Origin of the sequence: Aquabacterium humicola, from assembly GCF_030167915.1 — a bacterium.
Taxonomy (GTDB): Bacteria; Pseudomonadota; Gammaproteobacteria; order Burkholderiales; family Burkholderiaceae_C; genus Pseudaquabacterium; species Pseudaquabacterium humicola.
In genome coordinates this window covers 1-20,466 of sequence record NZ_JARGNB010000010.1, presented here as the reverse complement: position 1 = coordinate 20,466, position 20,466 = coordinate 1, and the positions used below count along the sequence as shown (strand labels likewise).

At 72.0% G+C, this 20,466-nt stretch carries 19 protein-coding genes; 9 read left to right on the top strand and 10 right to left on the bottom strand.

Features of this window, described 5'->3' with window-relative positions; translation table 11 throughout:
- Positions 1-24: 24 nt before the first annotated feature.
- Both P1K89_RS29485 and P1K89_RS29480 read right to left on the bottom strand, forming a co-directional pair.
- Positions 25-888 (bottom strand): transglutaminase-like domain-containing protein, encoded by an 864-nt coding sequence (locus P1K89_RS29485; RefSeq protein ID WP_284620124.1) that lies wholly within the window; start codon positions 886-888, stop codon positions 25-27.
- A gap of 233 nt (positions 889-1,121) precedes the next feature.
- On the bottom strand, positions 1,122-1,670 hold the full coding sequence (locus tag P1K89_RS29480) for an Lrp/AsnC ligand binding domain-containing protein (RefSeq protein ID WP_284620123.1): 549 nt from the start codon (positions 1,668-1,670) through the stop codon (positions 1,122-1,124).
- A 312-nt stretch (positions 1,671-1,982) separates the two neighbouring features.
- On the opposite strand from P1K89_RS29480, the gene P1K89_RS29475 reads away from it, so the two are divergent.
- Together P1K89_RS29475 and P1K89_RS29470 are read left to right on the top strand one after the other, a co-directional pair.
- Entirely contained in the window at positions 1,983-3,830 is a 1,848-nt protein-coding gene (locus P1K89_RS29475; protein WP_284620122.1) for a sensor histidine kinase, read from the top strand.
- Positions 3,823-5,178 carry a sigma-54-dependent transcriptional regulator gene (locus tag P1K89_RS29470; protein WP_284620121.1) on the top strand — a complete coding sequence of 452 codons (1,356 nt, stop codon included), beginning with the start codon at positions 3,823-3,825 and terminating at the stop codon, positions 5,176-5,178. The genes P1K89_RS29475 and P1K89_RS29470 overlap by 8 nt, the downstream gene beginning before the upstream one ends.
- A 96-nt stretch (positions 5,179-5,274) precedes the next feature.
- On the opposite strand, the gene P1K89_RS29465 is transcribed toward P1K89_RS29470, so the two are convergent.
- The 3 genes from P1K89_RS29465 to P1K89_RS29455 all read right to left on the bottom strand — a co-directional run bounded on the left by P1K89_RS29465 (position 5,275) and on the right by P1K89_RS29455 (position 7,129).
- Entirely contained in the window at positions 5,275-5,544 is a 270-nt protein-coding gene (locus P1K89_RS29465; protein ID WP_284620120.1) for a GlsB/YeaQ/YmgE family stress response membrane protein, read from the bottom strand.
- A 134-nt stretch (positions 5,545-5,678) separates the two neighbouring features.
- Positions 5,679-5,969, bottom strand: coding sequence for a hypothetical protein (locus P1K89_RS29460; protein WP_284620119.1), 291 nt, complete (start codon positions 5,967-5,969; stop codon positions 5,679-5,681).
- A 161-nt stretch (positions 5,970-6,130) separates the two neighbouring features.
- Positions 6,131-7,129 (bottom strand): LacI family DNA-binding transcriptional regulator, encoded by a 999-nt coding sequence (locus P1K89_RS29455; RefSeq protein WP_284620118.1) that lies wholly within the window; start codon positions 7,127-7,129, stop codon positions 6,131-6,133.
- Positions 7,130-7,286: 157 nt separating this feature from the next.
- On the opposite strand from P1K89_RS29455, the gene P1K89_RS29450 reads away from it, so the two are divergent.
- From P1K89_RS29450 to P1K89_RS29435, 4 genes are read left to right on the top strand one after another with little or no spacing between them, the layout of a single operon-like run.
- Positions 7,287-8,444 carry an L-talarate/galactarate dehydratase gene (locus P1K89_RS29450; RefSeq protein ID WP_284620117.1) on the top strand — a complete coding sequence of 386 codons (1,158 nt, stop codon included), beginning with the start codon at positions 7,287-7,289 and terminating at the stop codon, positions 8,442-8,444.
- A gap of 38 nt (positions 8,445-8,482) precedes the next feature.
- On the top strand, positions 8,483-9,460 hold the full coding sequence (locus P1K89_RS29445; protein ID WP_284620116.1) for a Bug family tripartite tricarboxylate transporter substrate binding protein: 978 nt from the start codon (positions 8,483-8,485) through the stop codon (positions 9,458-9,460).
- 22 nt (positions 9,461-9,482) lie between these two features.
- Positions 9,483-11,066 carry a galactarate dehydratase gene (garD, locus tag P1K89_RS29440; RefSeq protein WP_284620115.1) on the top strand — a complete coding sequence of 528 codons (1,584 nt, stop codon included), beginning with the start codon at positions 9,483-9,485 and terminating at the stop codon, positions 11,064-11,066.
- Between the two features lie 49 nt (positions 11,067-11,115).
- Positions 11,116-12,075 carry a DMT family transporter gene (locus P1K89_RS29435; RefSeq protein WP_284620114.1) on the top strand — a complete coding sequence of 320 codons (960 nt, stop codon included), beginning with the start codon at positions 11,116-11,118 and terminating at the stop codon, positions 12,073-12,075.
- Here P1K89_RS29435 and P1K89_RS29430 read toward each other — a convergent pair.
- Positions 11,990-14,437, bottom strand: coding sequence for a helicase-related protein (locus P1K89_RS29430; protein ID WP_284620113.1), 2,448 nt, complete (start codon positions 14,435-14,437; stop codon positions 11,990-11,992). The two genes, P1K89_RS29435 and P1K89_RS29430, sit on opposite strands and share 86 nt — an antisense overlap.
- A 218-nt stretch (positions 14,438-14,655) precedes the next feature.
- Here P1K89_RS29430 and P1K89_RS29425 point away from each other — a divergent pair, with 218 nt between their 5' ends.
- Positions 14,656-15,168, top strand: a complete 513-nt coding sequence (locus P1K89_RS29425; RefSeq protein ID WP_284620112.1) for a hypothetical protein — start codon at positions 14,656-14,658, stop codon at positions 15,166-15,168.
- A gap of 31 nt (positions 15,169-15,199) precedes the next feature.
- Here the strand turns inward: P1K89_RS29425 and P1K89_RS29420 are convergent, their stop codons facing one another.
- Genes P1K89_RS29420 through P1K89_RS29405 form a run of 4 tightly spaced genes read right to left on the bottom strand, consistent with a single transcriptional unit; the run spans position 15,200 to position 18,805 of the window.
- Positions 15,200-16,486: an NAD(P)/FAD-dependent oxidoreductase gene (locus P1K89_RS29420; protein ID WP_284620111.1), complete on the bottom strand. Its 1,287-nt coding sequence runs from the start codon at positions 16,484-16,486 to the stop codon at positions 15,200-15,202.
- Positions 16,483-16,734, bottom strand: a complete 252-nt coding sequence (locus tag P1K89_RS29415) for a 2Fe-2S iron-sulfur cluster-binding protein (RefSeq protein WP_284620110.1) — start codon at positions 16,732-16,734, stop codon at positions 16,483-16,485. Before P1K89_RS29415 ends, P1K89_RS29420 begins: the two co-directional genes overlap by 4 nt.
- Positions 16,731-17,846 (bottom strand): NAD(P)/FAD-dependent oxidoreductase, encoded by a 1,116-nt coding sequence (locus tag P1K89_RS29410; RefSeq protein WP_284620109.1) that lies wholly within the window; start codon positions 17,844-17,846, stop codon positions 16,731-16,733. Before P1K89_RS29410 ends, P1K89_RS29415 begins: the two co-directional genes overlap by 4 nt.
- Positions 17,843-18,805 carry a 4-hydroxyproline epimerase gene (locus tag P1K89_RS29405; protein ID WP_284620108.1) on the bottom strand — a complete coding sequence of 321 codons (963 nt, stop codon included), beginning with the start codon at positions 18,803-18,805 and terminating at the stop codon, positions 17,843-17,845. The genes P1K89_RS29410 and P1K89_RS29405 overlap by 4 nt, the downstream gene beginning before the upstream one ends.
- 81 nt (positions 18,806-18,886) lie before the next feature.
- Here P1K89_RS29405 and P1K89_RS29400 point away from each other — a divergent pair, with 81 nt between their 5' ends.
- Together P1K89_RS29400 and P1K89_RS29395 are read left to right on the top strand one after the other, a co-directional pair.
- Positions 18,887-19,663, top strand: coding sequence for an AraC family transcriptional regulator (locus P1K89_RS29400; protein WP_284620107.1), 777 nt, complete (start codon positions 18,887-18,889; stop codon positions 19,661-19,663).
- A 60-nt stretch (positions 19,664-19,723) separates the two neighbouring features.
- The gene (locus tag P1K89_RS29395; RefSeq protein WP_284620106.1) at positions 19,724-20,155 is read left to right on the top strand and encodes a GNAT family N-acetyltransferase; all 432 of its coding nucleotides are present in this window, start codon (positions 19,724-19,726) and stop codon (positions 20,153-20,155) included.
- Positions 20,156-20,466 lie beyond the last annotated feature (311 nt).

Genomic DNA, 20,466 nt, shown 5'->3' with positions numbered 1-20,466 from the left:
GTCGCTCTCGAGTACCGGTCGAGATCAGGTGCCGGTCGAAAGGCCGAGGTGCGTGTGGTGCGGCAGGACGAATCCCTCCGTCCCCTCCCCCACGGCCACCGCACGGACCATCGGCCCGGTGATGGGCGTCACGCCGCCGAAGATGGTGGCGAACGCGGCGTCGGCCGCGTCGCGACCGGTCCCGATGCGCACGAATCCCATCGGGATGCCGGTGCCGGAAGGGTCGAAGATGTACCAGCGGTCGCCGAGGAAGACCTCGACATAGGCATGAAAGTCCGGCGGCCCGAGAGCCGGATCGGCCCCGTAGTCGGTTCCCGTGGTGAAACGCGCCGGGATGTTCACCGCCCGGCACAACGCGATCATCAGGTGGGCGAAATCGCGGCACACGCCCACCTGGTCGAGCAGCGTCTCGACGGCCGAGGTGCTTGAGCTCGAGGTGTTCGACGTGAAGGCGACCTGCTGCTGCACCCAGGCCATGATGGCCTCCACGCGCCGGTAGCCCGGGGCCATGCCGCCGAACTGCTTGGTGGCCATGCGCATCAGCTTGTCGGACTCGCAGTAGCGGCTCGGGTAGATGTAGCCCAGCGCATCCAGCGGCAGGCGATGGATCGGCACCTCCGGCAACCGGGCCGGGTCCTCCCGGTGGTGCCGCAGGTCGACGGTGGCCTGGTACGACACCCGCAACTCGCCGGGCCCGGCCACCAGGCGCATGCATCGGTTGCCCGTGCGGGCATCGGTCTCGACATCGACGCCGATCGGCTGGTTCAGCGACAGCCGCTCGGTCGAGATGGTCTGGCAGTCCGTGTGTGCCGGATGGATGTTGAAGACGAAGTCGGCCCCCGGCGCCTCGACGCGATAGGCCAGCTCGAGCTGCAGCTCGATGCGCACGACGCCTGCCGCGACGGGCGTGTCGCAGCGCGGGGGTGTGCTGAGGGGGTTCAAGGCGGCTCCTGTCGACTTGCCAGGACACGAGCAACGCTGCTACTGGTGCCGCATCAAGCGGTGTGATGGGGCGGGGGTGTCACGGCCAGCGCCCCGCTCGCTGCAGCATACACGCATCCCGGAGCGCGGTTCCCCGGCCGCCGCCGGGGCGCCCCGCGGCCCGGCGACGGGACCGACGCTCAGAGCGGAATGCGCGACGTGTTCTTGATCTCGTCGATCACCGCGTAGGTACGCACCTCGCGCACGCCCGGCAGCTTCCACACGACCGACGTCACGAAATCGCGGTAGGCGTAGATGTCCGGCACGCGGGTCTTCAGCAGGTAGTCGAAGCGGCCGCCGTCGACCTCGTGGCATTCGATGACCTCGTGGCGCACCTGCACCGCAGCCTTGATCGCGCGGCCGATGCCGGGCGCGGGGTCGTTGATGCTGATCTCGGCGAAGACCAGCAGGCCGGTGGTGAGCTTCTCGGTGTTCAGCACCGCCTCGTAGCCCAGGATGTAGCCCTCGCGCTTCAGGCGGGCCACCCGGTCGTGCGTCGCCGCCGGCGACAGGCCGACCAGCTCCGCCAGCCGCGTGATCGTGATGCGGCCGTCGTCCTGCAGCTGGCGCAGCAACTGCGCATCGATCGCATCGACCGGCGGCAGCAGGCGCTGGGCCGGCTCGGCGTCGGGCGGGGGCGGCAGCGGGCGGCTGGTCGTGGACAGCGGGGGCCGGACGGTGGTGTTCATCATCGGAAGCTCCAGGGCGGGCGTGTGACGTGGCAGCCGCCAATGCAGCCGCCGTGCCAGCACAGAAGCCCCGGCCGGCTGCATCGCGTGTGTCACAGGTAAAACCGGCGCGCGCGGCCGGACCGCCCGCCGATGCGATGTGTGGACTTCCGCACAGGGCCGCCGGACGCCCGTCACGCCCCGGTTACGCGGGTTTGCCAGTAGATTGACCCGCCCTGCGCCATGGCCCAAGATGCGCCGCCCGTGCGGCCGCCGCCGCCATCGTTCTCCCCCCTGGCGATCGCCTGCGATCGCCATTCCTGCCAAGACGGTTTGAATCCCTCGCGCTCCCGGCTCGCCCGCCGCGCCGTCCCGCTGATCGGCGCCCTGCTGATGCTGGCCCTGGTGGCGCTGGCCGCCACCCTCGCCTACGCCTGGGGCGAGCGGCGCGAGTTCGCGCGGCTGGACGACGCGGCCGCGCACCAGCTCGACCTCTATGCCGCGGTGCTCGACATCGAGCTCGGCAAGCAGGCCGACCTGCCGTGGCTGATCGATGCCGACGGCGAGATCGAGTCGCTGCTGCGCACGCCCGAGCCGAACGCCATCCGCGGCGCGGTCAACCGCCGGCTCACGCGCTTCGCGACCCGCTCCGGCGCGCTGTGGGCGGCGGTGATCGACGGCCGCGGCCGCGTCGTCGCCACCAGCGACTGGTACCGGCCCGATTCGCAGCTCGACCATATCGCCGCCAGCGAGCCCTGCGTCGCCGAGGCGCTGGCCGGGCAGGACGCGCGCCGCTTCGCGGTCGACCCGACCAGCGGCGCGCCCGAGGTCTGCCTGGCTCGGCCGCTGGTGCGCGACGGCCGCACGCTGGGGGCGCTGCTGGTGCGCATCAGCCTGGAGCCGATCGAGGCGACGTGGGTCGATGCCGCGTTCCGCGCCGAGAGCGAGAAGCCGCTGGTCGTCGACCAGCAGGGCATGGTGATCATGTCCTCGGTGCCGGGCTGGAAGTACCGTCCGCTCGGCTCGCTGACGGTGCCCTCGCGCATGCTGCCCGGGGGCGTGCAGCTGGTGCGGCTGCAGGCGCCGGGCAGCCCCGGCACGGGCCTGCACGTGCTGCACGAGCGGCCGCTGGCGCGCTTCGGCTGGCGCCTGCTGATCCTGTCTTCGGCCGCCAGCGTGCAGCGCGACGCGCGCACCGCCGCCTGGGGCGCGGGCACGCTGGTCACCTGCATCGCCCTCCTGCTGATGCTGGTGGTGCAGCGCAGGCGCGTCGTGGCGCAGAAGCTCGCCACGCGCGCGGCGCTGCAGCGCGCCAACGACGAGCTCGAGGCCAAGGTGCGCCAGCGCACCGCCGAGCTCGAAGCCTCGAACCGCGAGCTGCGCCACGAGATCGACGAGCGCCACCATGCCGAGCAGGTGCTGCGGCAGGCGCAGGAAGAGCTGGTGCAGTCCGGCAAGCTCGCGCTGCTGGGGCAGCTGTCGGCCGGCATCTCGCACGAGCTCGGGCAGCCGCTGACCGCGCTGCGCGCGCTGGCCGCCAACGGCCGGCTGCTGCTCGACCGCGGCCGCGGCGACCAGGTGCGCGAGAACCTGTCGTCGATCGCCTCGCTGGTCGAGCGCATGGGCCGCATCACCTCGCAGCTGAAGGCCTTCACACGCAAGTCGCCGTCGTCGGTGCGGCCGGTGGCGCTGGCCGATGCGGTGGCCAATGCCTGCCAGCTGCTCGCGACGCGGTTGCAGGACGAGGACATCACGCTGCGCATCGAGCTGCCCGACGCGCTCGAGGTGCAGTGCGACGGCTACCGCCTGGAGCAGGTGCTGGTCAACCTGATGGGCAATGCCGCCGATGCGCTGCGCGGCACGGCCGAGCGCCGGCTGACGGTGCAGGCCGAGGTCACCGGTGGCCGCGCCCGCGTGCGCGTGATCGACAGCGGGCCGGGCATCTCGGCGGCATTGAACGAGCGCCTCTTCGAACCCTTCTTCACCACCAAGCCGCCGGGCGAAGGCCTGGGCCTGGGCCTGGTGATCTCGTCGCACATCGTGCGCGAGTTCGGCGGCCAGCTGCGCTCGGTGCCCGCGGCCAGCGGCGCGGTGTTCGAATTCGACCTGGCGCTGGCCGACGCCGGCACCGACGCCGGCCCGCCGGCCTTGCCCACCCCTTCCGAGGAACGCCATGTTTGACGGCTTCACCGTCGTGCTGATCGAGGACGACCCGCCGGTGCGCCACAGCCTGGTGCAGACGCTGGAGCTGGCCGGCTTCACGGTCTCCGCGCACGGCTCGGCCGAAGACGCGCTGGCCACGCTGACACCGGGCTTCCGCGGCATCGTGATCACCGACGTGCGCCTGCCGCGCATGGACGGCCTCGCGCTGCTGGCGCAAGCGCTGCGCATCGAGCCGACGCTGCCGGTGATCCTGATCACCGCTCACGGCGATGTCGGCATGGCGGTCGAGGCGATGCGCATCGGCGCCTACGACTTCATCGAGAAGCCGTTCGCGCCCGAGCGGCTGGTCGACGTCGCGACGCGGGCGCTCGAGAAGCGATCGCTGAGCGTGGAGGTGCAGTCGCTGCGCCAGGAGCTCGCAGGGCGGCGCGGCGTCGAGGCCATGCTGCTCGGCCGTTCGGCCGCCATGCAGGCCCTGCAGCGCGAGGTGCAGGCGCTGGCCGCCACGTCGGCCGACGTGATGATCATCGGCGAGACCGGCACCGGCAAGGAGCTGGTCGCGCGCTGCCTGCACGAGCAGAGCAGCCGGCGCGCGAAGCACTTCGTCGCCATCAATTGCGGCGGCCTGCCCGAGACGCTGCTGGAAAGCGAGCTCTTCGGCCACGAGGCCGGCGCCTTCACCAGCGCGCAGAAGCGCCGCGTCGGCAAGATCGAGCATGCCGACGGCGGCACGCTGCTGCTCGACGAGATCGAGAGCATGCCGCTGACGTTCCAGGTCAAGCTGCTGCGCGTGCTGCAGGAACGCCGGCTCGAGCGCCTGGGCTCGAACGACGAGCTGCCGGTGGACATCCGCGTGATCGCCGCGACCAAGGCGGATCTCAAGGTCCTGAGCGACCAGCAGAAGTTCCGCAGCGACCTCTACTACCGGCTCAACGTCGCGGTGCTGGCGCTGCCGCCGCTGCGCGAGCGGCGCGAGGACATCCCGCTGCTGTTCGACCACTTCGTGATGCAGGCCGCGGCGCGGCATGGCCGCGAGCCGAAGGCCGCGGACGGCGCGCTCAACCGCCGCCTGATGGCACACGACTGGCCGGGCAACGTGCGCGAGCTGCGCAACGCCGCCGAACGCTTCGTGCTCGGCCTGGGCAGCGACAGCCTGCCGGCCGTCGGGCCGCCGCCGCGCATCGCGCTGCCGGAGCAGATGGACCAGGTCGAGAAGGCGCTGATCGAGCAGGCGCTGAAGGCCCACCGCGGCGTCGTCAGCGCCACCTGCGAAGCGCTCGGCATCGCGCGCAAGACGCTGTACGACAAGCTGGCCCGGCACGGCATCGTCGCCGACGAGTTCCGTGGCGGACCGGGCGGCGAGTGACGCGCTGACCACGGCACGGCAGTGCCGCTTGAGCGGATTCCACGAGACAGAGGGCCTGGAGCAAGCTCCGGCCCTCGGTCCCTGGGATGGTGACGGTTAGCGTGCGGTGCCGCGGCGCACCAGATTCACGATCGCCAGCAGGATGATCGCGCCCAGCAGCGACACCCCGAGCGAGGCGACGCTGAAGTCGTTGCTGTTGATCGTGCCGGTCCCGAGCATCGGTGCCAGCAGGAAACCGCCGAGCAGCGCGCCGATGATGCCGACCACGACGTTCAGGATCATGCCCTGCTGCGCGTCGGTTCGCATGATCAGGCTGGCGACCCAGCCGATCAGACCACCGACAACCAACCACAGGATGATGTTCATGGCATGCCTCGCGAAAGAAGTTTTGGATGCTGCAACGCTAGGGCATGCGGCAGGCCCGCACTATCGGAGCACGGCCTGCCGTCGAGTCGTCCGAGGCCTACAAGCGCCGCGCGGCGCGTAGGACTGACGGCAACTCAGGCACCGACGAACTGGCGTGCGCCTTCGTAGACCAGCAGCAGCGCGCCACTGCCCATCAGGTTGGCCAGCAGGTGCGCGCGGCCCATTCCGATGCGGATGCCCAGCCGCGCCGAAACGCAGGCCCAGGCCGACACCAGCAAAAGGGCGCCGGCATCCGCCTTGCTCACGTCGGCATGGAGCAGTCGCAGCAGCCCGAGCGCGGCCAGCCACAGCCCGGTGGCCATGACGGCGGCGGCGGTCAGTTCGCCGAAGCTCGGCTTGCGAAGAGAGATTCCGATGAGTTTCATGGGACGAGGCGGCAACAGACGACGACACGAGGCAAACGGCACGAGCTTAAGGGGGCCTTGCCGGCACGCGACTGTGGGAAGTCACACGACCGCCCGCGGCGATTGCCACTTTTGCAAGCGGCGGTGCGAAAGTTTGCGCCGCGTATCGGAAACCACTGTCTTCAGGCCGCCGTCGATGCCCGTTCGATGATGCGGAAGCCGACATCGACGACGTGCTGCGCCACCGGTTCGCCGCGGCAGCGCGCCAGCAGCAGCTGCGCGGCGTGGCGGCCGATGGCGGCGCCGTCGATCTGCACGGTGCTCAGCGCGGGTTCCAGGTAGGCGGCGAAGTCGGCATCGCCGAAGCCGATCACCGCCAGGTCTTCGGGCACGCGCAGGCCCTGCGCACGGGCCTCGGTCAGCACACCGCTGGCGAGGCCGTCGGAGCTGCAGAAAACCGCGCGCAGGCCACGGTCGTGGGTGAGCAGCTCGCGCAGCGCGGAGCGGCCGAGCGCGAGGTTGCTCGGCGCCTTGACGAAGGCGGTCGGGACGTCGCGGCCGAAGGCGGCGAGAAAGCCGTCGCGCCGCGTGCGCGCGCGTTCGTCGTCGCCCGACGCGATGCCCACCCGCTGCCAGCCGCGCGACAGGAAGAAGCCGGCCACCGCGCTGCCCACCTTCACATGCGAGAAGCCGACCAGCATGTCCAGCGGCCGCTCGTTCGCATCCCAGGTCTCGACCACGGGAATGCCAAGCCGTCGCAGCCGATCGACCGCCGGCGAGTGCTGCAGCAGGCCGGCGACGACGATGCCGTCGACGCGGCGGCCGATGAAGGTGTCGAGCAGCGCTGCCTCGCGCCCGTGGTCGTAGCCGGTCTGCCCGAGCAGCAGCTGGTAGCCCGCGGCGTCCAGCGACTGCGTCAGGGTCTGCACCGTCGGCAGGAACTGCGGCACCGAGATCACCGGCACCAGCGCGCCGACGGTCAGGCTGCGCCTGGACTTCAGGCCGCCGGCCATGCGGTTCGGGATGTAGCCGGTGGCCTCGACGGCCTTCAGCACGCGCTCGATCGTCGGCTTCGACACCCGCTCGGGATTGCTCAGCGCGCGCGACGCGGTGATCAGCGAGACGCCGGCGGCTTGGGCGACGTCGTGCAGGGTGGCGGTCTTGGGAGGAAGGGCGCTCATGGCGGGCATCGGTGGCGGCCGGCCATTGTCCGACCCCGGCATCGGGGCTTTGATGACCAGCGAAATGACAACGTTATCATTCGCGCCACGCCGAAGCAAACCCTGGCGCCGCTCAGGGTGAGTATCAAAGCTGTTCGCACTACTCCAATCCCCCGAAATGACAACGTTAGCCACAACCTCGCCTGCCGGCTCCGACACCATCGCCTGGCTGCGCCTGTCGGCCTGCGCGCTGCCGCTGGCCACGCCGATCAGTGACGCCAAGGTGCTGACCGGCCGCCAGAAGCCGATGACCGAGGTCGCGCTGCTGTTCGTCGAGCTGCGCACCGCCGACGGCCACGAGGGCCTGGGCTTCAGCTACTCGAAGCGCGCCGGCGGACCGGGCCAGTTCGCGCATGCGCAGGAGATCGCGCCGGCGCTGATCGGCGAAGACCCGAGCGACATCGGCCGGCTGTGGACCAAGCTCTGCTGGGCCGGCGCATCGGTCGGCCGCAGCGGGCTGGCGACGCAGGCCATCGGCGCCTTCGACGTCGCGCTGTGGGACCTGAAGGCCAGGCGCGCGGGGCTGTCGCTGGCCAAGCTGCTGGGCGCGTACCGTGACTCGGTCGCCTGCTACAACACCTCGGGCGGCTTCCTGCACACGCCGCTGGACCAGTTGCTGGTCAATGCCGCGGCGTCGATCGAGCGCGGCATCGGCGGCATCAAGCTCAAAGTCGGCCAGCCCGACCGCGCCGAGGACATCCGCCGCGTGGCCGCGGTGCGCCAGCACCTGGGCGACCACGTGCCGCTGATGGTCGACGCCAACCAGCAGTGGGACCGGCCGACCGCGCAACGCATGTGCCGCACCTTCGAGGACTGCGACCTGGTGTGGATCGAGGAGCCGCTCGACGCCTACGACCACGAGGGCCATGCCGCGCTGGCCGCCGCCTTCGACACGCCGATCGCCACCGGCGAGATGCTGACCAGCCCGGCCGAGCATGGCGACCTGATCCGGCATCGTGCGGCGGACTACCTGATGCCCGATGCACCGCGCGTGGGCGGCGTCACGCCCTTCCTGAAGATTGTTGCGCAGGCCGAGGCCGCCGGGCTGATGCTGGCGCCGCATTTCGCGATGGAGCTGCATGTGCACCTCGCCGCCGCCTATCCCACCGAGCCCTGGGTCGAGCACTTCGACTGGCTGGAGCCGCTGTTCAACGAGCGGCTGCAGATCGGCGGCGGCCGCATCCAGGTGCCGACCCGGCCGGGCCTGGGCTTCTCGTTGAGCGAGCAGGCCCGCCGCTGGACTCGCGCGCAGGCCGAGTTCGGCCGCCGGCCCTGATGTCATGCCACGCCCTTAAAACGTTAGGAGACAGTCGAATGAGACAGTTGCTCGCCCCCTTCGCGATCGCATTCACCCTGGCCCTCGCCGCAGCCGGCGGCGCCCAGGCCCAGGCCTGGCCGTCGAAGCCCGTCACGCTGCTGGTGCCCTTCCCGCCCGGCGGCTCGACCGACCTGATCGCACGCACCGTCGGCGCCAAGCTGCAGGAGAAGTTCGCCGGCAGCACCTTCGTGATCGAGAACAAGGCCGGTGCCGGCGGCACGGTCGGCGCGGCGCAGGCCAAGCGCGCGCCGCCCGACGGCACGCTGGTCTTCGTCTCGTCGCTGGGCCCCTTCGTGATCGGCCCGCACCTGGTGAAGAGCGCCGGCTACGACCCGCTGAAGGATTTCGACTACATCACCGTCGCGGTACAGGCGCCGAACGTGCTGACGGTGCCGGCCACGTCGCCGCACAAGACCTTCGCCGACCTGATGAAGTTCATCAAGGCCAACCCGGAGAAGATGACCTTCGCGTCGGCGGGCAACGGCACCTCGGACCACCTGACCGCCGAGCTGTTCTGGCAGGAGACCGGCACGAAGGCGATCCACGTGCCCTACAAGGGCGGCGCGCCGGCGATGTCCGACCTGATCGGCGGCCAGGTCGACGCGACCTTCATGAACATCAACACCGGCATGCCGAACTTCAAGGCCGGCAAGCTGCGGCCGCTGGCGATCACCAGCACGAAGCGCTCGCCGCTGCTGCCCGACGTGCCGACGATGGAGGAACTGGGCATCAAGGGCGTCACCGTCTATTCGTGGCAGGCCTTCGCGGCGCCGAAGGGGCTGCCGGCGGACATCAAGGCCAGGCTGCACGAGGGCATCGTCGCCGCGCTGAACGACGCCAGCGTCAAGCCCAAGCTGCTGGAGCTCGGCTTCGAGATCGTCGGCAATACGCCCGAGCAGTTCACCGCCTTCCAGGCCGCCGAGTTCGCACGCTGGAAGAAGGTCATCGAAGTCGGCAAGATCACCGCAGACTGATCCCGCACGTGGAGCACGCGCCATGGAGCCGCTGACCATTCGCATGGACGAGCGCGACAACGTCGCGATCGTCGCCAACGACGGCGGCCTGCCCGCCGGCACCGTGTTCGCCGACGGGCTGACACTGGTCGAGCGCGTGCCGCAGGGGCACAAGGTCGCGCTGGTCGACCTCGCCGCCGGCGACGCCGTGCGGCGCTACAACGTCGTGATCGGCCGCGCCGCGAAGGCGATACCGAAGGGCAGCTGGGTGCACGAGCGGCTGCTCGAGATGCCGGCCGCGCGGTCGCTCGACGGCCTGCCGATCGGCACCGTGAAAGCACCGCCGCTGCCGCCGCTGGAAGGCCACAGCTTCGAGGGCTACCGCAATGCCGACGGCTCGGTCGGCACGCGCAACATCCTGGCGATCACCGAGACGGTGCAGTGTGTCGCCGGCGTCGTCGAGTTCGCGGTCGAGCGCATCAAGCGCGAGCTGCTGCCGAAGTACCCGAACGTCGACGACGTGGTCGGCCTTGCGCACGGCTACGGCTGCGGCGTGGCGATCGACGCACCCGACGCGGTGGTGCCGATCCGCACGCTGCGCAACATCACGAAGAACCCGAACTTCGGCAACGAGGTGATGGTGGTGAGCCTGGGCTGCGAGAAGCTGCAGCCGGAGCGCCTGCTTCCGCCGGGCACGTTCGCGATCGTCGACGAGCGCAACGTCGCGGATGTCGGGGCGACGGCCGAAGCCGCGCTCGACGTCGTCTGCCTGCAGGACGACGCGCACGTCGGCTTCCTGTCGATGATCCAGTCGATCATGACCACCGCCGAGGAGCACCTCGAGCGCCTGAACGCACGCCGTCGCGAGACGGTGCCGGCCAGCGCGCTGGTCGTCGGCGTGCAGTGCGGCGGCAGCGATGCCTTCAGCGGCGTGACGGCGAACCCGGCGGTCGGCTTCTGCACCGACCTGCTGGTGCGCGCCGGCGCGACGGTGATGTTCAGCGAGGTCACCGAGGTGCGCGACGGCATCGACCAGCTCACGTCGCGCGCCGCGACGCCGGAGATCGCCGACGCGATGATCCGCGAGATGGCCTGGTACGACGCCTACCTGCAGCGCGGCAGCGCCGACCGCAGCGCCAACACCACGCCGGGCAACAAGAAGGGCGGGCTGTCGAACATCGTCGAGAAGGCGATGGGCTCGATCGTCAAGAGCGGCAGCGCGCCGATCGCCGGCGTGCTGTCGCCCGGCGAAAGCCTGAAGGACCGCGGCATCGAGCGCGGCCTGGTCTACGCGGCCACGCCCGCGTCGGACTTCATCTGCGGCACCTTGCAGGTGGCCGCCGGCATGAACCTGCATGTCTTCACCACCGGCCGCGGCACGCCCTACGGCCTGGCCGAGGTGCCGGTGATCAAGGTCGCCACGCGCAGCGACCTCGCGCGCCGCTGGCACGACCTGATGGACATCAACGCCGGCCGCATCGCCGATGGCGACGCGACGATCGAGGACGTCGGCTGGGAGCTCTTTCGCTGCATGCTCGACGTCGCCAGCGGCCGCCGCCGGACCTGGGCCGAACAGTGGAAGCTGCACAACGCGCTGGTGCTGTTCAACCCGGCGCCGGTGACCTGAGCGCCGCCGCCGCGGGGACCGGCGCGCGCTCGATGCGATAGTCGGCCGCATGCATTCCACGCCGGCCGAGCTGCTGCCGCCCCGTTCCGTGCCGCGCATCGGCGGCGTCGCCTGCATCGTGCTGGCGCTGCTGTGCTTCGGCGCGCTGGACACCACGTCGAAGTTCGTCGCCACCGCGGCCGCGCCGGTGCTGATGGCGCTGTGGGTGCGCTACGTCGTGCAGACCGTGGCCACCGCGGCGATGCTGCTGCCGCAGCAGGGCCTGCGGCTGCTGAAGAGCGAGCGGCCCGGCCTGCAGGCGCTGCGTGCGCTGCTGCTGGTCACCTGCAATGGCATCGGCTTCATCGCGCTCGGGCGCATGCACGTCGGCGAGTTCACCGCCATCGTGATGCTGACGCCGCTGCTGCTGACGGTGATCGCGGCTTTCGGCATGGGCGAGCGCGTCTCGTGGCTGCGCTGGGCCTGCATCGCCGGCGGCTTCGTCGGCACGCTGGTCGTGCTGCGGCCGGGCCGCGAGATGTTCACGCCGGTGCTGCTGCTGCCGCTGCTGCTGGTCGCTGCGAACCTCGGGTTCCAGGTGCTGACCAGCCAGCTCGCGCGTGTCGACCAGCCGGGCACCATCCACCTCTACTCGGGCCTCGGCGGGCTGGCGGTCACCAGCGTCTCGCTGCCCTTCGTCTGGCAGGCGGTGCCGCCGACGATCTGGTGGGGCATGGGGCTGATGGGCGTGTTCGGCGCGGCCGGCCACTTCCTGCTGATCATGGCCTACGCGCGCGCGCCGGTCGCGGTGCTGACGCCCTACCTCTACCTGCAGATCTTCTTCGGCGCCATCGGCGGCTGGCTGGTCTTCGCGCACGTGCCGGACGAGTGGTCGATGCTGGGCATCGCCATCATCGTCTTCTGCGGCGTCTGCGGCACCTGGCTCACCGGCCGCGAGATCCTGCGCGGCGAGCGCACGCCGGATGCGCAGTCCAGCCTCGTCGCCCAGGCCGCTGCCGACGAGCACTGAATGGACCCCCACGTCGCTTCGCTCCTGCCCCCCGAGGGGACCTCAGCCGCCTTGGGGCGGCCCGGCGGCGGCTGACGCCCGAGGGTCCGCGCCGCTGCGCGAGCGGTCGCGCGCCCTTCAGCTGGCGCTCGATGCCGTCGTTCAGCGCGTCGCGCAGCGCGTTCACGGCGTCGACATGGCCGTAGACGCCGGGGAAGCGCAGGTCGAGCCACAGCCACAGCGAACAGGCGCGCAGGGCCTGCTCGATACGGTCGAGCCGGCTGTGGCCGTCCACCGCGTCGAGGAACCACGGCCGGCCCGCGCGCCCCGCCGCGGCATGGTTCGCGGCCCAGTCGAGGAACTCCATCAGCTGGCCCTCGCTGCGGGAGTCCACCGGCGCCTGCGCATAGGTGAAGCGGTCGCCCAGGCGCAGCGACGGCGCACTGCGGTCCAGCGCTTCGGCCAGCGCGAGCATCTCGTCGAGGTCGGCCACCGCGAAGTGCGCGTCGTCGAGCTTCAGCCGCTCGACGAACACCCCCAGCACATCGCGCAGCCGCACCAGGTGCAGCCGCGCGGCGATGGTCTCGACATGCCAGCGGTTCGGCGCCACCGGCGCCTTGAAGTGGCGCGGCGCCTTCGGCGTCTTGTGGTGCAGGTCGCGCAGGTGGCGCAGCGCGGTCGGCTCGGCTGTTTCAAGCACGCCGGCAAAGCCCTCCTCGTGGATGCCGAAGCGGCCGGCGCGGCCCGCGATCTGGTGCACCTCGGCTTCGGTCAGCAGGCGGTCGTCGAGGCCGTCGAACTTGACCAGCGTGCTGAACAGCACGCGCCGGATCGGCAGGTTCAGGCCCATGCCGATGGCGTCGGTGGCGACCAGGATGTGCGACTCGCCGCTGGCGAAGCGCTCGGCCTCGCGCCGTCGCACTTCGGGCGGCAGCGCGCCATAGACCACCGACACCGGGTGCCCGTTCGCGGCGATGCCGTCGCGCAGCGTCAACACCTCGCGGCGGCTGAAGGCCACCACCGCGTCGCCGTGGCGCAGGCTCTTCAGCGCCTGCGGCCGCGGCAGCAGCTCGACATGCTGCTTGCGCTCGAAGACGCGCACGCGGCAGCGCTCGCCGCACAGGCCCAGCAGGTTCTGCAACGCGGGCACGGCGTACTCGGAGCAGATGATGACCAGCTCGTTCGCCGGCACGCCGACGATGGCCTGCGTCCAGGCCCAGCCACGCGAGGCGTCGAAGACCATCTGCGCCTCGTCGATCACCGCGACGTCGATCGGCCGGTTCGTATCGACCATCTCGATCGTGCTCGACACCACGCGCGCGCCCGGCGCCGGCACGTTCTCCTCGCCGGTCAGCAGCGAGCACGGCACGCCGCGCGCGACGAGCCGGTCGCGCCCTTCCAGCGCCAGCAGCCGCAGCGGCGCGAGGTAGGCGCCGTCATGCGCCTGCGCCAAGCGCTCGAACGCTGCATGCGTCTTTCCGCTGTTGGGTGGGCCGACGTACAAGGTGACGCTGCGCTGCAGCGCACGCGCGTGGACGAAGCTGTCCGGATAGCCCTGGAACGCGAGCTCGCTGTTCAGGCCCTGCAGCGCGTTCAGCTCGTTGATCCGCTGCTCCCAGCGGTCCTGGGCGCGGCTGCAGGCGGCCTTCAGCTCCGCCAGGCCCTGCGGGGTCAGTCCGGCCGGGCCGTCCGAAGGGACAGGGCCGAGTGCGCTGGGGGGTGCATTCACCTCGGCCTGCAGGCGCGGCAGCAGCGAATCGAGCTCGTCCGGTGCCCAGGCATGGCTGCGCGCGACCAGGGCCGCCAGGTGCCGGCCGATCTCGTCGGCCTGGGGATGCGGCGGCACCGGCCCCAGCGCGTCGCGCAGCGCGGCCTTGTCGCCGCTGCGGTAGAAGGTCCAGACCGGCTCGTCCGGCACGGGCAGACGCCAGGGCAGCAGCAGGCGCCACGGCGCGCCATCGGGCACCGGCACCTCGAGCGTGTGCTGCAGCGCGCGCGTGAAGGCACCGGCATGGCGCGTGAGGCCCATCGCGTCGAGCACCGACTGCCGCTCGAGCATCAGCTGCCGAGCGGGCGGTCCGCTGCCGACCGCGTCCAGGTGCGCGAGTGCGGCGTCGATCAACGCCGGGTCGATCCAGCGGCTCGGCCGCGTGCCGGCGGCCTTCTGCAGCAGCACGAAGCCAAGCTGGTCGAGGTGGGCTTCGAAGCCGGGGCTGTGCGGAGCCAGGTAATCGGCCGGCTTCACGACCTGCGGCAGCACGTAGGCGGCCTGCCGCACACGCTCCAGCTGCTCGGGGCGGATGTGGGAGGGGACGCGACGGGCGTGCCGCGGGTCCGGCAGGTGCGGCGCGGTCGTGGGCACGCTCTCGTTGTGGGCACGCATGAAGAAGTTGAAAGGCGAAGGGGATGGTTGGTTCGAGCGGCGCGTCACTCTACCTGCCTCGCGCCGGCGGACCAGCGCGACGCGACGAGACGGACGCCGGGCCGGGCGGACCTTCCGGAGGTGATCGGGCTGCGCCGCACTTCAAACCCGCAAAACCGGCGAAATCAATCACGGACGTCACAATTCACGCCGCAGGTCCCTGCGGCATGCTTTGGCGCATGGATTTCGCCGCCCTCGCCCAGACCCTGGTCAACGGCCAGCCGCCCGACGATTACCGCGGCCGCCGCCGGCACCGCTTCATGGAAGCGGCCGACGTCAACGCGGCGTTCCGCGAGTTCTTCACGCCGCTGCGCAGCTACATCCGCCGCGGCATGCAGACCGACGGGCAGGTCTACTCGATCGAGATGGACATCTGCATCCCGGGCGAGCTGCTGGCCACCGACTGGATTCCGCTGCCCTCGCGCGGCATCCTCGACGCCGAGAGCCTGCGCGACCCGGGACGGCGCCGCGCGCTGTTCGAGCAGCTGCTGGCCGAGGACCGGCCCGACACGATGTTCGCCTACGTGGCGGAACGCATCGAACGCGAGGACGCACCGGTGCTGTACCTGGAGATCGTCTCGGCCGACGGCTGCTACGCGGCCGAGTACCCGATCCGGCCCGGCGAGGGCTGGCACCGCCGCGACCTGAGCGAGGCCGCGCACCGTCGCGTCGACCCGCTGGCGCTGGCCTGATCACCCGCGGCACGGCGCCGCGGATCGCCGTTCATTCCTGCGCGTTCGCGCGAGACGCCAGCGCCGCCAGCGTGCCGGCGCGCGCCGGCATGAACGGCGGCCGCGCATCGTTCACCGTCCAGCCCTGCAGCCGCGCCGCCGCGGCGCCGCACAGCCGGCCCTGGCAGTGGCCCATGCCGCAGCGGGTCATCAAGCGCGCCTCGCGCCAGCTGCCGCAGGCCTGCACCGCGCGCCACGGCACGTCCTCGCAGCGGCAGATCAGCGTCGTCGCATCCGGCCGCGGGCATTCGTCGAGGCGGGGCTCGAAGGCCTCGTGCAGCCGGTCCGCGAAGTCACGCTCGCGGCGCAGCGCGGGGCCGAGCGCGCGGGCCGCCGCGTCGTCGCCCGCGGCCGCCAGGCCCGCGATGCGCCCTTCCAGCGCCGCCTTGATCGCGCCGCCGATGCCGGTGCTTTCACCCGCGGCGTAGATGCCCGGCACCGAGCTCGCGCCCAGCGCGTCGACTTTCACGCCGCGCGCCGTGAGCGCGCAGCCGAGCAGCGCCGGCAGCTGCAGTTCCGGCACCAGGCCGTGGCCGACCGCGAGCAGGTCGCAGTTGATCGACTGCTGCCGGCCGTCGCGCTGCACCAGCCGAACTGCGGCGAGCGCGCCGTCGGCCGCAGCGGTCGCACCGGCGGCAGCCGTCGCGCCCGCATCCGCCGCGGCGATGCGCCAGCCGGCGAGGTAGGGCGTGCGCCACAGCGCCGCGCGCAGGCGCATCGCCTGCACCAGGCGCGCAGGGCTGTGCACCAGCCCCGCCGCGAAGCGCCACACACGCGCCGGCGCGGCCTGGTCGGCGATCGCGAGCACCTCGGCCCCCGCGGCGCGCGCGCTCTCGGCGACCGCCAGCAGCAGCGGACCGCTGCCGGCCACCACGACGCGCCGCCCGTGCAGGTCGAGGCCGCTCTTGACCATCAGCTGCAGGCCGCCGGCGGCGATCACGCCGGGCAGCGTCCAGCCGGGAAACGGCAGCTGCAGCTCGCGCGCACCGGTGGCGACGACGATGCGGTCCGCGGCCAGCCAGCGCGCATCGGTGGGCATCTCGACCAGCAGCCGCAACCCGTCGGCCGCGATCACGCGCGCGCCCTGCAGCCGGTTCACGCCGAGCGCCGCGGCGCGCGCGCACAACGCGTCGAGTGCCGGTGGCGCCGAACTGCCGGCCCAGATGCGGCCGCCCGCCGCCGGCATCTGGTCGAGCAGCGTGACGTGCGCGCCGCACCCGGCGGCGGCGACCGCCGCGTTCAAGCCGGCCGGACCGGCGCCCACCACCACCAGCTTCATCGCCGCGCGCCCCGCTGCGTCTGCACCTGCTGGCCGTCGCGGCAGGGCGTCAGGCAGGCCAGCACGCCATCGCGGCCGTCCACCGCGACACGACACTCGCCGCAGATGCCCATGCCGCACCAGGGCAACCGGGGCTCGCCCGATACGCTGCGCCGCGCCGGCAGCTTCAGCGCCCACAGCAGCGCCGCGAGACTCTGGCCGTCGTGCGCCTCGCAGCGCCGGCCGTCGATCACCACCGTCAGCTTCATGCCGCGGCCTCGGTCGCCACCATGCGCGCGGGATCGAATGGCGTGGCATCGATCGGCGTCGCCTGGCCGGCCATCTGCGCGACGATCAGCTGCGCGGTGGCCGGCGCCGTCGTGATGCCCAGGCCCTCGTGACCCGCGGCGATCCACACATCGCGCAGCAGCGGCCAGCGGCCGATGCACGGCCGGCCATCGGCGCTGCCGGGGCGCACGCCGGTCCAGGCGCGCAGCACCGGCACGTCGGCCAGCGCCGGCACGAACGCCACCGCGCGGCCCACCATGCGGCCCAGCATCGCCGGATCGATGGTGCGGTCGTCGCGGCCGACCTGGCGGCACGAGCCAATCAGCAGCTGGCCCGTCGGCCTGGGCTGCAGGTTGAAGGCCAGCGAATCGGCGCCGCCATGCGCGCTGGCGCCGTAGCCCACCTCGACCACCTGGTGGCGCAGCGGCAGCGCGCAGCGGTCGGTGATCGCCAGGTGACCTTTTCGGGGGAGGAAGCGCAGCTCCGGCAGCAGCCGCGCACTGTCGAGGCCGGCCGCGAGCACGACCGCGCCGGCATCCAGGCGCCGGCCATCGTCGAGCTGCACGCCGCCGGGCAGCAGCGCACGCACCGTGGCGCCGCTCTCCCAGGTGATGCGGCCGCGTCCTTCGTCGTGCAACAGCGCCCACGCCACGCGAGGCGCGTAGAGCACGCCGTCGCCCGCGACGCGCAGGCCGGCGACCAGCCCGCGCCGCAGCGACGGCTCGGCCACCGCCAGCGCCTGCGGGTCGATCCACTCGCAGCCGATGCCGGCCGCCTGCAGGCGCTGCTGCTTGTCGCGCAGCGCCGCCAGCTCGTGGTCGGCGGTGGCCAGCCACAAGGTGCCGCAGTCGCGGTACTCGCCGGTCGCGAGGTGCGGGCTGTCGCGCCAGAGCTCGAGCGACCAGCGGCTCAGGTCCAGCTCCGCCGGATCGTCGTCGAGCACCACGAGGTGACCCATACCGGCCGCCGTCGCGCCGTCGCCGGGCGCCAGCGTGCTCAGCACATGCACCTGCCGGCCCTCCGCCGCCAGCGCGGAGGCGATCGACGCCCCGACGATGCCGGCGCCGATCACCAGCACGTCCGCACGCGTCACGCGTCCACGCTCCGCACGCCGAAACCCCAGCCGAAGGCGTCGCGCTCGTCGATCAGCAGCCGGCCTTCGGCGGTGACGAAGGCCTGGCCGGTGATCTCCGGCAGGATCGCCCCGTCCGGCCCGCCGTCGGCGCGCCCGTAGCGCGCCTCGAAGACGCTGCCGACCACGCTTTGCTGGCGCCACACGGCCCCGGGTGCCAGCTTGCCGTCGGCCGCGAGGCATGCCAGCTTGGCGCTGGTGCCGGTGCCGCAGGGCGAGCGGTCGTAGGCCCGGCCGGGGCACAGCACGAAGCTGCGGCTGTCGGCGTCGTCGCTGGCGCCGAACAGCTCGATGTGGTCGATCTCCGCACCGTCACGGCCGGTGATTCCGGCCGCCCCCAGCGCCTGGCGGATGCGCCAAGCGGCATCGGTCAGCGCCTCGACATGCGCGTGCGCGATCGGCGTCGACGGCCAGTCGACCAGGAAGAACCAGTTGCCGCCCCAGGCCACGTCGCCGCGCACGGGGCCGAGACCCGGCACCTCGACCGCGACCTGTGCGTGCAGTCGGTACGACGGCACGTTCTGCACAGTCACCCGGCCGTCCCCGTGCAGCAGGCAGCGCACGCTACCGACCGGCGTGTCGAGCACATGCAGGCCCGGCGCGATGCGGCCCAGGTGCTGCAGCGTCGCGATGACGCCGATCGCGCCATGCCCGCACATGCCGAGCGTGCCGACGTTGTTGAAGAAGATCACCGACGCCGCGGCGCCCGGCGTGACCGCCGCCAGCAGCAGCGCGCCGACCAGCACGTCCGAGCCACGCGGCTCGTTCACCACAGCGCGCCGCCAGGCATCGTGCTCGCGCTGCATCAGCCCGCGCCGCTCGGCCAGCGACAGGGCCGGATCGAGCGGCGGGAAGCCGTCGAGCACCACGCGGGTGGGTTCGCCGCCGGTGTGGGAATCGATGAACGAGAGGTGCTTCATGCGCCGATTCTTCGATGCGAGGGGCCGTCGCGTCTTGCATCGGCGCCGCGAAGCCGATGCGGAAATCTGCACAATGCAATCATGAGCCCCCAGCTCACTCCGTTCGCGGCCCCCGAGGGGCGCAGTGCCCTTCGGGCGGCCGGGCAGGCACTGACGCTGTCCCTGGCCACCGCCCGCACGCTGTTCGACGCCTGCCCGGACGTCGTCTTCTTCGCGAAGGACCGCGCCGGCCGCTACCGCTGCGCCAACCGCACGCTGCTGCAGCGCCTGGGCCTGGCCGACGAAGCGGCGCTGCTCGGCCGCACGCCCGAGGACGTCTTTCCCGAGCCGCTGGGCGCGAGCTACCACGCCCAGGACCTCGCGGTGATCGAATCCGGCCGGCCGCTGCTCGACGAGCTGGAGCGCCACCTGTTCCCGAACCACCAGCACGGCTGGTGCCTGACCCGCAAGCTGCCGCTCGAAGTGGATGGCCGCGTCACCGGCGTCGTCGGCATCTCGCGCGACCTGCAGCTGTCCGCGCAGAGCGCGCAGGTGCTGGGCCGCTTGCGCCAGGTGATCGATCAGGTGCAGGCCCGCCCCGCGAACGACTGGCGCATCGGCGCGCTGGCCGCGATGGCCCACCTGTCGGTCGCGCAGTTCGAGCGGCAGTTCGCCCGCGTGATGCAGATCCCGCCGCGACGCTGGTTGATCTCGGTGCGGCTGGAAGCCGCGATGCGCGCGCTGGAGGCCGGCGGCCAGCCGGTCGCGGCCATCGCGCAAGCCGCCGGTTTCGCCGACCACAGCGCGTTCACGCGCAGCTTTCGCAAGCATGTCGGCGTGACGCCGAGCGAATACCAACGCGCGGTCGCCGGCGGCTGAGCCACCGGCGGCTGCGGGTTCTTCCAAGACCCGCGACGGCCGCGCCGCTATCGTCGCGGCATGGCTGATTCCACACCCTGTTCCGTGCACTGCGCCGTCGAGCCGGCGCTGCCCGTCGACGAGTTCCAACGCGTGCTGGTCGAGTCCGGCCTCGGCGCGATCCGCCCGATCGACGACCGGCCGCGGCTGCAGAAGATGCTCGATGCCGCCGACCTCGTGCTGGTTGCACGCCGCGGCGGCCCGGATGGCGAGATCGTGGGCGTCGCGCGCGCGATCACCGACTTCAGCTGGTGTGCCTACCTCTCGGACCTGGCCGTATGCGGCTCGGCGCAGGGCCTGGGCGTCGGCCACGCGCTGCTCGACGAAGCGCGCCGGCAGCTGGGTCCACAGGTCAGCCTGGTGCTGCTGTCGGTACCCGAGGCCGTGGGTTTCTACGAGCGCGCCGGCATGGCGCACGTCGCCGACGCGTTCTGGTACCGCCGCACGCGGTGAAGGCCCGCCGATGTCCACCGCCACGCTGCCCGTGATGCCTGCTGAAGTGCTCGGCAGACTGCGCTCCAGGGCCTGTTGATCGACAGCCGGCGACCTGACGCGACACAAGTGCATTGAAGAAGGCCTGTTGCTCGCTGGCCTCTGGCAGCCCGTTGCGGGCATTCGCGTGGGTGGTCGAAGGACTGCGATGTTCAGAGCGACAAAGGCGCGGGCGGGCAGGCCGCATCGCGCGAGTCCGGCGGTCGGCCCCTGGGGGGCCGACTTCCCGGGCTTGAGCGGCTCGGGGGCGCGCCGTCCATTTAGCTTCGCTC